The organism is Priestia koreensis (assembly GCF_001274935.1).
GTDB lineage: Bacteria > Bacillota > Bacilli > Bacillales > Bacillaceae_H > Bacillus_AG > Bacillus_AG koreensis.
This window is the reverse complement of the sequence record NZ_LILC01000013.1, coordinates 209,066-221,511: the sequence shown is the minus strand read 5'-3', so window position 1 is coordinate 221,511 and position 12,446 is coordinate 209,066. Positions and strand designations below refer to the sequence as shown.

Annotated in this window: 17 protein-coding genes and 1 riboswitch; of the genes, 8 read left to right on the top strand and 9 right to left on the bottom strand. The window is 39.4% G+C overall.

Going from position 1 to position 12,446, the window contains the following annotated elements:
* The first annotated feature begins 56 nt into the window (after positions 1-56).
* The 3 genes from thiT to AMD01_RS10250 all read left to right on the top strand — a co-directional run bounded on the left by thiT (position 57) and on the right by AMD01_RS10250 (position 1,775).
* Positions 57-623, top strand: a complete 567-nt coding sequence (thiT, locus tag AMD01_RS10260; RefSeq protein WP_053401309.1) for an energy-coupled thiamine transporter ThiT — start codon at positions 57-59, stop codon at positions 621-623.
* 158 nt (positions 624-781) lie between these two features.
* Positions 782-1,150, top strand: a complete 369-nt coding sequence (locus tag AMD01_RS10255; RefSeq protein ID WP_053401308.1) for a VOC family protein — start codon at positions 782-784, stop codon at positions 1,148-1,150.
* A 307-nt stretch (positions 1,151-1,457) separates the two neighbouring features.
* A complete protein-coding gene (locus AMD01_RS10250; RefSeq protein ID WP_053401307.1) occupies positions 1,458-1,775 on the top strand; it encodes a winged helix-turn-helix transcriptional regulator in 318 nt (105 codons plus the stop codon).
* 146 nt (positions 1,776-1,921) lie between these two features.
* On the opposite strand, the gene AMD01_RS25135 is transcribed toward AMD01_RS10250, so the two are convergent.
* The 4 genes from AMD01_RS25135 to AMD01_RS24915 form a co-directional block, all read right to left on the bottom strand.
* Positions 1,922-2,155 carry a YhfM domain-containing protein gene (locus AMD01_RS25135; RefSeq protein WP_483824485.1) on the bottom strand — a complete coding sequence of 78 codons (234 nt, stop codon included), beginning with the start codon at positions 2,153-2,155 and terminating at the stop codon, positions 1,922-1,924.
* 152 nt (positions 2,156-2,307) lie between these two features.
* Positions 2,308-2,673, bottom strand: coding sequence for a DUF1292 domain-containing protein (locus AMD01_RS10245; protein WP_053401306.1), 366 nt, complete (start codon positions 2,671-2,673; stop codon positions 2,308-2,310).
* A gap of 277 nt (positions 2,674-2,950) precedes the next feature.
* Positions 2,951-3,199: a hypothetical protein gene (locus AMD01_RS10240; RefSeq protein WP_053401305.1), complete on the bottom strand. Its 249-nt coding sequence runs from the start codon at positions 3,197-3,199 to the stop codon at positions 2,951-2,953.
* A gap of 129 nt (positions 3,200-3,328) precedes the next feature.
* A complete protein-coding gene (locus AMD01_RS24915) occupies positions 3,329-3,460 on the bottom strand; it encodes a hypothetical protein (protein ID WP_281176864.1) in 132 nt (43 codons plus the stop codon).
* A 350-nt stretch (positions 3,461-3,810) separates the two neighbouring features.
* Between AMD01_RS24915 and AMD01_RS10235 the strand changes: the two genes are divergently transcribed.
* Positions 3,811-3,969 (top strand): YjcZ family sporulation protein, encoded by a 159-nt coding sequence (locus AMD01_RS10235; protein WP_053401304.1) that lies wholly within the window; start codon positions 3,811-3,813, stop codon positions 3,967-3,969.
* A gap of 456 nt (positions 3,970-4,425) precedes the next feature.
* On the opposite strand, the gene AMD01_RS25075 is transcribed toward AMD01_RS10235, so the two are convergent.
* On the bottom strand, positions 4,426-4,611 hold the full coding sequence (locus AMD01_RS25075; RefSeq protein ID WP_425415136.1) for an ATP-binding protein: 186 nt from the start codon (positions 4,609-4,611) through the stop codon (positions 4,426-4,428).
* Positions 4,612-4,709: 98 nt separating this feature from the next.
* Between AMD01_RS25075 and AMD01_RS10230 the strand changes: the two genes are divergently transcribed.
* Together AMD01_RS10230 and AMD01_RS10225 are read left to right on the top strand one after the other, a co-directional pair.
* Entirely contained in the window at positions 4,710-6,866 is a 2,157-nt protein-coding gene (locus AMD01_RS10230; RefSeq protein ID WP_245638926.1) for a YhgE/Pip domain-containing protein, read from the top strand.
* A gap of 133 nt (positions 6,867-6,999) precedes the next feature.
* Positions 7,000-7,536 carry a GNAT family N-acetyltransferase gene (locus tag AMD01_RS10225; protein ID WP_053401302.1) on the top strand — a complete coding sequence of 179 codons (537 nt, stop codon included), beginning with the start codon at positions 7,000-7,002 and terminating at the stop codon, positions 7,534-7,536.
* 30 nt (positions 7,537-7,566) lie between these two features.
* Here the strand turns inward: AMD01_RS10225 and AMD01_RS10220 are convergent, their stop codons facing one another.
* The 4 genes from AMD01_RS10220 to AMD01_RS10205 all read right to left on the bottom strand — a co-directional run bounded on the left by AMD01_RS10220 (position 7,567) and on the right by AMD01_RS10205 (position 10,410).
* The gene (locus AMD01_RS10220; RefSeq protein WP_053401301.1) at positions 7,567-8,829 is read right to left on the bottom strand and encodes an FtsW/RodA/SpoVE family cell cycle protein; all 1,263 of its coding nucleotides are present in this window, start codon (positions 8,827-8,829) and stop codon (positions 7,567-7,569) included.
* 9 nt (positions 8,830-8,838) lie between these two features.
* A complete protein-coding gene (locus tag AMD01_RS10215) occupies positions 8,839-9,240 on the bottom strand; it encodes a PadR family transcriptional regulator (RefSeq protein ID WP_053401300.1) in 402 nt (133 codons plus the stop codon).
* Between the two features lie 2 nt (positions 9,241-9,242).
* Positions 9,243-9,770 carry a sigma-70 family RNA polymerase sigma factor gene (locus tag AMD01_RS10210; RefSeq protein WP_053401299.1) on the bottom strand — a complete coding sequence of 176 codons (528 nt, stop codon included), beginning with the start codon at positions 9,768-9,770 and terminating at the stop codon, positions 9,243-9,245.
* Between the two features lie 379 nt (positions 9,771-10,149).
* Complete coding sequence (locus tag AMD01_RS10205) at positions 10,150-10,410, bottom strand: DUF3243 domain-containing protein (RefSeq protein WP_053401756.1); 261 nt, start codon at positions 10,408-10,410, stop codon at positions 10,150-10,152.
* A 224-nt stretch (positions 10,411-10,634) separates the two neighbouring features.
* Positions 10,635-10,679, top strand: a riboswitch (PreQ1 riboswitch).
* Positions 10,680-10,686: 7 nt separating this feature from the next.
* On the opposite strand from AMD01_RS10205, the gene AMD01_RS10200 reads away from it, so the two are divergent.
* Both AMD01_RS10200 and AMD01_RS10195 read left to right on the top strand, forming a co-directional pair.
* The gene (locus AMD01_RS10200) at positions 10,687-11,178 is read left to right on the top strand and encodes a QueT transporter family protein (RefSeq protein ID WP_053401298.1); all 492 of its coding nucleotides are present in this window, start codon (positions 10,687-10,689) and stop codon (positions 11,176-11,178) included.
* 517 nt (positions 11,179-11,695) lie between these two features.
* The gene (locus AMD01_RS10195) at positions 11,696-12,430 is read left to right on the top strand and encodes a YwaF family protein (RefSeq protein ID WP_053401297.1); all 735 of its coding nucleotides are present in this window, start codon (positions 11,696-11,698) and stop codon (positions 12,428-12,430) included.
* Positions 12,431-12,446: the final 16 nt, after the last annotated feature.

Genomic DNA, 12,446 nt, shown 5'->3' with positions numbered 1-12,446 from the left:
TACTATCTACCTCCTGTGTGATGAACGTATTCATAACGAACAGGAGGTTTTTTGTAATGAAACAGCTAAGTTTAGTAGCCGTCATTGAAATTGCTATTTTTGCAGCGATTTCGCTGATTCTTGATTTACTCATTTCGTTTAAAATTTCATCTGCTATTTCGATTTCCTTTGCGATGGTTCCCGTCATGTTGATTGCGTTCAGGTGGGGTGTGAAAGGCGGAACCATTGCTGGACTTCTATGGGGAATTTTACAATTAATTATCGAGCCATCTACAATTGGATTCTTCATTCAGCCCGTAATGGAATACATTATCGCGTTTGCTTGTATTGGATTTACAGGCTTGTACGCACGTTCTGTACAAAAGCATGCGAAAGAGGGTAATCGTCCAAAGCTGATTGCTTCCATTGTCGCCGGAGTGTTTATTGGTAGTGTTGCTCGCTATATTTGGCACTTTATTGCAGGGGTCATTTTTTGGGGGAAATACGCACCAAAAGGACAGTCAGCATTTGTCTACTCATTGATTTCAAATGGAGTTTCCATGCTCGGATCATTTGTTTTATGTGCCATCATTCTATCTCTTATTATTCCAACCTCAGCTCGTCTCGTGTTGCGTCGAGCATAACGTATAAAACGACTAATCGCGATTAAATCGGTTAGTCGTTTTTTTACACTGTTTTTCTATAAGAAATGATTATGAGCAAATATAAAAAACCAGTATTTTACTTATCAAATATCTTGTTATACCATTAAAAGGAAATAATAGAGGGCGGGGGAGAAAATATGATTATTGGCTTGCATCATGCACAAATTACGATTCCAACTGGAACAGAAGAAGAAGGGAAAAACTTTTACTGTGGTGTTCTTGGTTTAAAAGAAATCGAAAAGCCTGAGTCCTTAAAGGGCAGAGGTGGTTTTTGGTTTAAGGTGGGTCCTCAAGATGTGCATGTTGGAACAGAAGAAGGGGTTGAACGTTCCAAGACAAAAGCTCATCTTGCTTATCAAGTGGAGGATCTGAATCACTGGCGAACGATTTTAACCAACCACAACATTAAGCTACTAGAAGGGGTTCCAATCCCAGGATACACTCGCTTTGAATTTCGAGATCCGTTCGGAAATCGAGTCGAGATGATTCAAGCTCTTTCTCTCTAGAGAGTAGTGCAACAATAGAAGATCGTTTAAATAATCGTAGCGAGGAGCGCTTAATGGCTCATTTCTAGGGATTAGCTCTTAGAAGAAAGCGGGGCTTATGCTTATAGACTGGTTTTCTCTTTCTCATCGTTTATTATGTTCATATAATATCCACATTTTTTAAGTCAATTTCCTACTTACTAATGGTAACTTCGTTTATAATAATAATGAGAGATCTATACTAAAAGGGTCCTTGTCTTTTACATTATTACAATTATGAACATAAACATGGTGAATGAACAAATAAAAAAGGTGAGGTGAGCATGCTATGAAATCATCTTCGTTATGTCCGAGATTTGAAAAGTGTGCGGAGGTAATTAGCAAACGATGGAACGTGCTAATTATCCACCAGCTATTGGGTGATTCTCAGCGCTTTTGCTCCATTGAGTCAGCTATTCCAATCAGTGGACGGTTACTGTCTGAACGTTTAAAAGAGCTTGAGCAAGAAGGAATTGTGAATCGTGAAGTATATCCTCAAACCCCAGTGAGAATCGAATACTCGCTAACAGAAAAAGGACGAGCACTCGAGCCGATCATCCGTGAAATGGAGCAATGGTCACAGGAATGGATTGAGGTTGAAGCTTAATAGACGCACAGAATGTGGGAGATCTAGCAGAAATGCTGGATCTCTTTAGGTTAGGGAGAACATTTCCAAAGCAGCCTGAGAAGATACTTCGTGCGAAGCCTTAGTTAAATCGAGCCTCTACTAATTCAGTTAATTTATCGTTTATATCATTTGAAACGGTATAGATAGTAGTTATATCTTCCATTTTCATAAACATGCTTCGTTTTTCCCCTTCTCCTATCCATATCAAATTCGGGGCCATCCATATCAACTTTGCCAGGCTCTCTTACTGTACGTGAAAAAATGTCTTGAAAGGCTTTTAAGGACTCTTTGTCATCCAAGGTGATTTCATTAAAAACTTTTGTATTTGAAATGCAAATGCGTTTAAAATCACTTTTGATTGATAATTTTTTATCCTCTTCAAATTAGCAGTAGTTTCAGTCGTGGTATCTTTCGATTGATAAGTAAAGAATACGGAAAAATATACATTTTAAAACAACCAAAAAAATCATTTTTTTCAAGTTGTATTGCCTCCAAAAGTTTTATGGTATGCTTACGGGTACTTTTTATTGGTATACGCCTGTTCAAACAGCGCTTTCTGCATACTTTCGACGACCTCATTATATTCTTCCTTTGATTGGATCGGTTGGACAGCTACTAACCGGTGATCTTCTTCAATTGCTTCCACAATGGACAGTTCACGCTTTTTTGTATTCTCAATGTTTTCGAGAGCAAGAAACTGTTTATCCTTCACAGTGATTTTCACTTGTAAATAACAATCTATTTTCTTTCCAGGAAGCTTTGGGTCTTCTAGCGTAATGATTTGTTTAGGAGAAAAGAGCGGTTCTACATGATCTCTGACTTTGTTCAGACGAAATTCTTCTAAATCCACAACCTGATGAATAGATGATGATTCCATTAACAAGCATCTCCTTCATACATAGTAAATGAGTTTTTATAACAGCTTTACATTTCTATCCAAAACATCGTTTATTGGTTGTTATCTTACCATTTATCTAAAAAACGAAACAAATAAAACGTTTTTATAGACCAAATATAGTAAGCGGGATTAAATTCTTTCTCTAATAATTTTCCCTTCGTATATGTATCATTTTAGAATGAACAACGTTACTTTTTTTATATAAAAAAGAGAACCCCCTTGTTATATGAAGGGTTCTCTAACAAATGCATCGAAATTAACGGTAATTTCGACGACGTTTATGGTGACAGTTGTTTCCTTTACATTCATCAGGTACCCCTGGATCAATCACTTCGTTAAACGTTTCTTCTTCATAGACGTGACGAGGCACATATTGAATATGCTCACGATTAATTCGTTTAATCGGATGAACGTAAATGACCTCTTCTTTTCGATACGTATCACAGTAAATATACTCCGGGTCACAATAAACCACTTTTGGTTTATGACAATTTCGTTTGTCCATACTGGATCACCACCTTACTCTAGTAAATGTCATAAAGAGATAATTGGTGATAGACGCTTTCCTTAATTTTCTTTGTTGTAGTGCTCATAGAGTACAAGTAGGTGTAAAACTAGAAACATTGTCTGATTTTTAAAAGAGAAGAAATGAAGTAAGAACTTTTCGTGTAATGGCATAGCCAACAGAAAGGTCTAGTAGATACTTACAAATAATGACGTTTCGATACTTAGAAAATTTAACGGGGATCGTAACGAGTTTTTGCATTCTATGCAAGGGCTTTTGGCGTTTGGTAAATATGTGTAGTTACGGACTAAAAAAGAGGAAAAAAACGGCGATAAATTTATTTTTTAGCTATATGTGTGCTATAAAATTAGCAAAGTTGCACAGCGATGTTTTCTCATATATGTAAACAGACAGCAGGTCACATGCTGCCTGGTAAAACGGTGCATATAGTTAAGTAACAACGACAGGGGTTTGGCAGTTAGGCATAGTGTAGTGTATGTCAAAGGGGAAAAAGTGTTATTGAAAAGCGGAACTCCTAATGGGTAAGAGAAACACTTTTCATTTTTAGGCATATGCTGAAGGTATCTTATAAAAAGGTGGAGGTGAATGATATGGGAGCACATGGTTGTGAGGATGGGTATGGTGGATACGGATTTGGCAGCGGATTTGCGCTACTAATCGTACTTTTTATTCTGTTAGTAATCATCGGTAGTTCTTGTTTCGGAGGCGGATACGGATCTGGTTGTGGCGTAGGATATGGTGGATGGTAAACAGATTCGTCTCAAAAACAATATAATCATCGCACGATCTCTTATAAAAAAGTTAGCCTGACGCTAGCTTTTTTTTATTTGTCCTCCTACTTGGAGAATTACTTAAATACATACCTTCTTTTTACGATTTCTTCTGCGATGAAGGAAGATATTTATTTTTATAGGGACTTAGTATATGTAGTGGATCAAAATGGGCACCTACTGAATGGATGCAAAAAAGTGGAGAAAAGAGAATAACGGAAAGGAGGAGCATACACCCCTCTTTACATTATCTCACCATGTCGAAATGGTTTTCTTATCTATTCCATCGTTGGGTTGAGGAATATAGGTCCTCCCTTATTTTTGACGAGTTCGTACGCTTCATACATTCGAATTTTCGTACAGGCTTTACACATAAGAGGATTCCGGATAGGTGGTTATGACTCGTTTTATTAAAGTCTATATAGCTGGGGGCTCCTACAATTTAAAAGTTAATTCTACGATCGTTCCCACATCTATTTTACTTTTAATGTCGAGGTTCCTGTTGCATTTCTCCACGATCCTTGTGGCTATTGATAACCCTAGCTCATGACCACCTTTTTTATTGTTTCTTGATGTATCTACTGGATAAAAACGGTTGATTACAAGAGTGGAAAACTGAATATTTCTCGGAGGAAAAGATCCAGCAGAAATGCTGGATCTCTTTTTGCATGATCACTGCTTAGTTGAGAATACTGAACATAAGACTAGTAAAGCAGGTGATGAAGGTGCGCTCCATCTTTTTTATATACATAGGAGATTTAAAGCGAATCGTAACAAACTGGGCGGCGATTATCGTGGTGTTGGCGCTGATGATTCTTCCATCTTTGTACGCATGGTTTAACATTGAGGCTTCGTGGGACCCATATGGAAATACAAAGGGATTAAAAATTGCGGTTGTGAATGAAGACACAGGCGCAACCGTACGAGGGAAATCCGTTAATGTGGGAGATGAGGTCGTAAAATCGCTCCGAAAGAACAAGGCGCTCGGATGGACATTCGTAACGGAAAAGGCTGCCAAAAAGGGCGTTAAGTACGGTGATTATTATGCGAGTATTCATATCCCTAAAAATTTCTCTACGCGTATTGCGAGTATTTTAGAGGATGAACCAAAAAAGCCTGAGATTGTGTATACCGTCAATGAAAAGGTGAATGCGATTGCACCAAAAATTACGTCAAAGGGTGCTTCAAGCGTCGTAGAAGAAATTAGCAAAAATTTTATTAAAACAGCGAACGGTGCGATCTTTCAGGTTTTCAATGAGCTTGGCATTACGCTTGCGCAAGACTTACCAACCATTAAGGATGTAGAAGCACGTATTTTTGAATTGGATAAACGCTTTCCGGAAATTCGTCAAGTTGTCAATGAAGCACTGACAACTACGCAAAAAGCAGACAAGCTTGTCGGAAAGGCAGAGAGCGCGCTACCAACCATTGATAAGCTTGCAAAAGATGGTCAAGAGCTGTCTGGTGGACTAGTGAATTTTCTAAACAAAAGCGATGAGACGTTAGATGCGATCGCACCGAACATAAAGCAAGATTTAGTCGTTCTTCAGCAGACGGCAAATGCCGTTCAAAACGTCACCACCGGTTTGCTAGATGAAAATCCAGATTTAGAAGGGGCCAAGGCTCGGGCTAATCAAGCGATTGAGCGAATTACGATCAGCACAGGCGTCATTGATCGACTGCTGTCTCTATTTGAAAAACTAAACAGCCTTGCGTCTAGTTCACCACTTTCTTCAACGATCGAACGCTTAAACGGTGTGCAGACGCGGTTAAACGAACAAAAAGCCTTGATTGAGAAGCTAAAAACAGCTGTTGAAAACGGGCAAAAACCAGCGGAATCACTGATTAATCAGCTAAACGACTCATCCAAACGGATCAATGATGAACTGTCATCCATCGTAGACCGTTACGACAGTGAGATTGTTCCGGCTGTAAACGATGCGGTTACAAAAGCGAAGAATACCGCGACGACGGCGAACGGACTTTTAACAGAGGCAAATAAAAGCATGCCTGAAGTAAAGGGGGTTCTCTCTAAAGCTGCAGAAGGCGTTAATTTAGGAGAAGAAGAGCTATCAAAGCTACAAAAGGACCTACCGGGTATGGAACAAAAAGTGCATAATATCGCTAAGCGTATTCGTTCATTTCAGCAACAGGCAGACATACAACAAATCATTGACCTATTGCGAAACGATGTAAAACAGGAAAGCGACTTCTTTGCTAACCCTGTTTTACTAAAGGAATACAAACTCTACCCAATTCCGAACTATGGATCTGCGATGTCACCGTTCTTTTCGACGCTATCTCTTTGGGTAGGTGGATTATTGCTCGTATCATTACTTCGAACAGACGTTGAGGATTCGGAGAACGTGCTGAAAAGCCATCATGAATACTTTGGGCGGTTGTTTACATTCGTTACCATTGCATTATGTCAATCGCTCATCGTGACGCTAGGTGACTTATTTATTCTTCATACGCATGTCGTAGATAAAGGGTGGTTTGTGTTATTTGGATTGTTTAACAGTCTTGTATTTATGACGATTATCTACACGCTCGTATCCATATTCGGCAATGCAGGAAAAGCATTGTCTATTGTACTACTCGTTCTTCAACTATCAGGAGCAGGCGGAACGTTCCCAATTCAAGTCGCACCACAATTTTTTCAAAACATTCATCCGTTTCTTCCGTTTACATACTCAATTAGTATGATGCGAGAGGCGGTAGGGGGCATTTTATGGGGAATTGCCAAGAGGGATATTTTAATACTTTTGTGTGTACTAGTGGGAGCGATCTTATTTGGGGTCTTTTTGAAGAAGCCGCTAAGCAAATCGAGCAAGCGACTAACAGAAAAAGCAAAAGAAAGCAAACTAATTCACTAATGGTTTATGTAGAAATTACGAGCAATAGGACTTTCGTTCGGAATTCATTCAGCGATTAAGAATGTATAATATACTTCTTTCTTTTTATTATTTTTTGGATTAAAATGGTAAAAAGAAAGTGGGGGAACGAAGGATGCCGACAATTGAAACAGAGCGATTAGTACTAAGAGAACTAGTAGAACAAGATGCACCTGCACTGTATGACTACTTTTCCGATAAGCACGTGCTCGCCTATTACGGAATGGAGCCGCTCCAATCGTTGCATGAAGCAAAGGCGATGATTGAGAATTTTAACGTGATGGTTGAGAAGAAGCAGGGAATGAGGCTTGCTATTGTTGAAAAAGAAAGCGGGAAAACGATTGGAACATGTGGTTTCCATAACTATGCCCCTCGTCACAAACGAGCAGAAATTGGCTATGAGTTAGCACCATCTCATTGGGGAAAAGGCTTGGCATCAGAAGCGGTTGAGGTACTCGTTACTCATTTATTTGCCACGTATGATCTGAGTCGAATTGGAGCGGTGGTATTTATTGAAAATGTGGCCTCACGGACGCTTCTCAAAAAGATGGGATTTCAAGAAGAAGGCGTGCTACGAGAGTATATGGTTCAATCAGGAGTGGCACATGACGTCATCATGCATGCTGTGTTGAGTAGTGAGTGGGACAAATAAAGCGCCGGGAGTAAAATCCCGACGCTTTTGTTATGCCCGATCCATATGCAGATCTTTTCTTCTGTAAACGCTAAGCGCAATTCCGATGAGAAAACTGTTTAACAGCATCGGGGTTAGTCCGTAGCTAATAAACGGCAATGCTAGTGTAATGATAGGGAAAAATCCTACGATCATACCAAGATTGCTTAACAGCTGAATGGTATAAAGAGCGGCAGCACCTGCGAGAAGTCGTTTTCCGTATGAATCTTGAATGCGCGGCAGCACGTAAAACATCCGAACGGTCAAAAGGATCATTAAGAGGACTAAAATGCCGGCCAAAATCCATCCAAACATGTAGGTGAAGCTAACGAACACAAGATCTGCTTGTGGAGACGAAAGGGCGCTTTTGGAGATTGCATGCCCAAACCAGCCGGCCTCACGAATGAGACGATGCGCCGACAAAAGAGTAGAGTTATCGTAAACGTCTGGATGTAAAAAGGCCAAAAAACGCATTTTTTGATAAATCATGAGCTTTCCCCATAAGATGACGCTGCTCGTTCCGACAAGTACAAACGTCGAGAGCGTGATCATAATCACGCTTTTTTTCGTGAAGGGACTCCACCAAAGCATGATAAAGACGGTTACACTGTACAAATAAATAATCGATAGCGTACTATTTTGAAGAAGTAGGAAAAGAGAGAGTAAAAACAACAAAAGAAATTTCCATATTCGAAACGTTTGAGAGCTAAAAAAGGACGCCCAAGCAAGAAGGAAAAATGGAATAGCCATTGTACTGTCCATCGCAAATGAAGCGATGGATAAATAGGCTCGGCCGTTAATCGTGATGTTGAAAAAGAAGTGAATCACGATTAAAATTCCTGCACCCGCTAGATAAAAAAGCCAGCCGAGATGCCTAATTTTACGGTAATCAATGAACATCATGATCATTGATACACATAAGCCTATAATGACAAAAACCACTGCCTTCGAAAATGAAAATCCACTATAGCCGAAGCGGCTGAGCGTGAAAAGAGATAATAAGCCAAAGGATAAAATCGTAAGCAAGAGACCAATCAGGAGCCAGTCTACTTTCGGACGGTGCAGCTTATTAAGCTTTTTCCCTAGTAGGGTGGGGCTTCCCATTTGTAGCACGGCTTTTGTTTCAGCTTCTCGTTCTTCTAATCCTTTCTCGATCCAGCTCTGCTTTGTACGCAGGAGATGATCATCCAGTTCTGCTTCAATTTTTAATTTTGCTTCTTTGGATGATAGATGAGATTTTACCTCCTGTAAAAATGAACGGCGGTTAATACTCATGTGTACGTCCTACCTTTCTAGTAAAGCCATGAGGTTTAGCGCTTTTGTTGGATGCTCGGCTTTCTTTACGATCTTTTTTCCTTTTGATTGAAGGTAGTATTCTTTTTGCTTATGATCGTTCCACGTCGATCCAACCCAATTTTTTAGTTCAATGGAGTGTAAAAGCGTATATAGAGCTCCTTCGTCTTCCTCAAACTTTTTAATCCCTCGACTTCGTAAGCGCTGTGTAAGTTCAAAACCGGTTTTTGGTTCCGCAAGTAATTGAAGAACGGCAAGTAGAATATCTTCATCACGTTCTTCCGTTTGACGGATTCGATTCATGACGTTTCGTTTGTGATCATTTGTAAAGGTTAATTTACTGTATTCTGAGTGATCGATTGATTTCTTCAATTTTTTTAAACGATTCTCCATCATTATTCCTCCAATTGCTCTTTTAATAGAGCCTTTGCTCGTCTAAGTCTCGTTTTTACGGTATTTGTGCCGATGCCTGTGATTTGAGCAATTTCCTTAATCGATAAATCCTCATAATAAAATAAGTAAATTGCTTCACGATAGAGGAGTGGGAGGGACATAATGGCCTGAATTAATTCCTCATCTTCTTCCTGTTGAATAATGACCTGCTCTGTCGTATGAGTAGGTCGGTCAATCTTTTCTGTTTCTACGGTCACCATATGTTTATAGTGCCAGCTTTTTAAGTAATCCTTGCAATGATTAATCGCAATTCGCCATAGCCAAGTGCGAATTTTTGCTTTACCAGTATAGGTATGAAGGGACTTGTAGCACTTCACAAAGATATCTTGGGTAAGGTCTTCCGCTACTTCTTTATTTCGTACGTATGAATAGACGAGGCGTAAAATATCTTGTCCGTACTGATTCATAATTTCATCTATTAAAAGTTCCTTGTCTTCTGTTTCAAATGCTTCTGATAAAACTTCCTGCACGGGGTGCACCTCCTTGCAATAAATATAGACGACGCTTACGGGAAAAAGTTTTTTAAAATCGTAAAAAGGTAGAAAAGATTACTGTAACGAAAAAATACGGTTGCAATATGTGAAAGGAATGATAAAAATTAGAAGTGAATGGAAGGGTGGGGGATCTAGTAAAAGTAACAATTACATGGGTGCAAGGTGAGAGCGCTCTATGAAGCTGCAGCCGAAGAAATTAAAACAGCAATTTTTTTCTTTGTATATCAAGTTATTTACAGTGAGTGTGTTGCTTCCTGTCACCGTTTACAAACTGGTAAAATAGATCCCAAACGAAAAAGGTGCTTAGAGGCGTATCTCTAAGCACCTTTTTCGTTCACGATGTATGTTGTGGTACTTATTGTACAAGTCTGACAAGCATGTGAGCGAGCGCATGCTGATGCTCTTTGTCTCCTACTTTCCATAATTCATGAAGCAAATTCTCCTCTGCGTTACGAGGTTCTTCGTGTGCCGCTAAATAGTTCGCTACTTTTTCAGTTGCCTTTGCTAGTTGCTCTTCGTTCAAACCGAGTTTTTCACCCTTGTGTACTTTGTCACCTAAATAGCGTTTGAACTCATCAAAATCTTGTAAAATGCGTTCTTTTTTTTCAGAATCCATCTGTGCAACTTTCTGCTCAACATTAGTGTTTGCCACTTTAAAAACCTCCTTAATAGTATGCTTCACAGCATACTTACCCACATGTATAAAAGGAAAACATTTCTAAGTGGAAGATCTAAGCATTAAATTGAATGAGCGCTGGAAAAAGAACCATTCTAAAGAGAAGGGTCACTCTACCATTGACGGCTAGGACATTTTTCTGTATGATTCTCTAGGTGTTTGTGCACGGCGTGGTTCGTAACCATCCCACGTAAAAAAACTAAGGAGAATAACTAGATGAAAATAAAAACTTTAACCGTTAATGGACTATTTGCCGCTATGTATATTGTTGTATCCATGATTATACAGCCCATCGCTTTTTCAAGCATACAGTTTCGCGTGCCGGAAATATTTAACCACCTTGTTGTTTTTAACAAGAAATACATTTATGGCGTTGTACTGGGCGTCTTCTTGTCTAATCTCTTTTTCTCGCCTATGATGCCATATGACATTGTGTTTGGTGTGGCGCAGTCTATCATCGGCCTCGTCATTACCATTTTTACCGCTCGCTTTATTAAGAGTGTATGGAAGCGGATGTGGGTCAATACAATTGTATTCACAGTCACAATGTTTATCATTGCATTTGAGCTGAAGCTTGCGCTCAATTTCCCGTTCTTTTACTCATGGGGAACTGCAGCAGTTGGTGAGTTTGTTGTGATGGCTATTGGTATGCCCATTATGATGGCCATCCATAAAAAGGCACGCCTTGATACATTAATTGAAGAATGAAAAACGCTGGGATGCACCAGCGTTTTTTTATTTGGAGGTTTCCATGGGAGGGCTGTTTTTGGTAGTAGCCTTTTCATCGTGATATGTATGCTGATAGATGTTTGTGGCACAACGATTAACCAAGTAGAGGGGGAATGTTCGTACAGGGAATGATCGGTGAGAAACGGTTTTTCTTGACTAATACCGTTCTTATGAGTTTGATGATTGCGAGTAAACGAATGATTTGCACCTACTAAAAACCAGCAGTTTGTCATCTGAATAAATTCCTCCAATTCACCATAGTTTCCACGTTACACTTTCCATTAAAAAGAATCATTGTAAAAAAACGATGTCATCAGTTAAAATAATTGTAAAGTTTCCATTATTTTGCCATTAATATTTGAGTTTGTGATAAAGTGTAACGTTGTACACTCCAGGAAAAGAATTGGATTTAACGTGCAGGGTATATCGAATTTTTCTTTGGGTCAACGTATGACGCTTATAGGGTTTTACATTTTAAGGAGAGGTTGGTCAGCGCATGACGTTTTTTGGCGCAACACATGAAAACCATACGTTTCACGCATATTCAACGGCACATTGGTTTGCGATTGGTGCTCTTCTGCTGATGATTGTTTTGTTATGGCTCATAAGAGGATATCTAAAACGGTCTTCACATTTAAAAAAGATTGAAATTGCCTTTGCGCTTAGTCTAGCTTCAATGGAAATTCTCTACAATTTGTGGCTCGTACATATTAAGGACTGGAAGCTTGCGCATTCCTTGCCGCTCGAATTATGCAGTATTAGCCTGTGGCTTACTGTTATCTTGCTGTTTACGCGCAGTAAGCTTATTTACGACATTGTGTTTTTTATTGGCATCGGGGGAGCTCTTCAGGCTATTTTAACACCGGAATTATACTATTCGTTCCCGCACTTTCGCTATTTTCATTTCTTTTACACGCACATCATCATTATTACGAGCTCGCTGTATTTTACGTGGGTCCGAGGCTACAGACCGACGTTCCGAGCGCTTGCCAAAACGATGTTATTCTTAAACATTCTGCTTCCGTTTATAATGTATATTAATCATCTGTTTAAAGGCAATTATATGTTCTTGAGCCGAAAGCCAGGGCATGGAAGCCTACTGGATCTTTTAGGTCCGTACCCATGGTACATTTTATCGCTCGAAGGGGTCGCCTTTTTTATTTTTGCGGTGCTGTGGATTTTATTTCGTCAGCGCAGTGCAGCTAAAATTGTCCGTCCTGAACAGGCCTAAAAAAAGAAAGAGACCC

What these genes read in the sequence shown, in the direction of transcription:
- thiT (WP_053401309.1), top strand. Translation starts at nt 57, where the DNA reads ATGAAACAGCTAAGTTTAGTAGCCGTCATTGAAATTGCTATTTTTGCA.
- AMD01_RS10255 (WP_053401308.1), top strand. Translation starts at nt 782, where the DNA reads ATGATTATTGGCTTGCATCATGCACAAATTACGATTCCAACTGGAACA.
- AMD01_RS10250 (WP_053401307.1), top strand. Translation starts at nt 1,458, where the DNA reads ATGAAATCATCTTCGTTATGTCCGAGATTTGAAAAGTGTGCGGAGGTA.
- AMD01_RS10245 (WP_053401306.1), bottom strand. Translation starts at nt 2,673, where the DNA reads ATGGAATCATCATCTATTCATCAGGTTGTGGATTTAGAAGAATTTCGT.
- AMD01_RS10240 (WP_053401305.1), bottom strand. Translation starts at nt 3,199, where the DNA reads ATGGACAAACGAAATTGTCATAAACCAAAAGTGGTTTATTGTGACCCG.
- AMD01_RS24915 (WP_281176864.1), bottom strand. Translation starts at nt 3,460, where the DNA reads ATGCAAAAACTCGTTACGATCCCCGTTAAATTTTCTAAGTATCGAAAC.
- AMD01_RS10235 (WP_053401304.1), top strand. Translation starts at nt 3,811, where the DNA reads ATGGGAGCACATGGTTGTGAGGATGGGTATGGTGGATACGGATTTGGC.
- AMD01_RS10230 (WP_245638926.1), top strand. Translation starts at nt 4,710, where the DNA reads ATGAAGGTGCGCTCCATCTTTTTTATATACATAGGAGATTTAAAGCGA.
- AMD01_RS10225 (WP_053401302.1), top strand. Translation starts at nt 7,000, where the DNA reads ATGCCGACAATTGAAACAGAGCGATTAGTACTAAGAGAACTAGTAGAA.
- AMD01_RS10220 (WP_053401301.1), bottom strand. Translation starts at nt 8,829, where the DNA reads ATGAGTATTAACCGCCGTTCATTTTTACAGGAGGTAAAATCTCATCTA.
- AMD01_RS10215 (WP_053401300.1), bottom strand. Translation starts at nt 9,240, where the DNA reads ATGGAGAATCGTTTAAAAAAATTGAAGAAATCAATCGATCACTCAGAA.
- AMD01_RS10205 (WP_053401756.1), bottom strand. Translation starts at nt 10,410, where the DNA reads ATGGATTCTGAAAAAAAAGAACGCATTTTACAAGATTTTGATGAGTTC.
- AMD01_RS10200 (WP_053401298.1), top strand. Translation starts at nt 10,687, where the DNA reads ATGAAAATAAAAACTTTAACCGTTAATGGACTATTTGCCGCTATGTAT.
- AMD01_RS10195 (WP_053401297.1), top strand. Translation starts at nt 11,696, where the DNA reads ATGACGTTTTTTGGCGCAACACATGAAAACCATACGTTTCACGCATAT.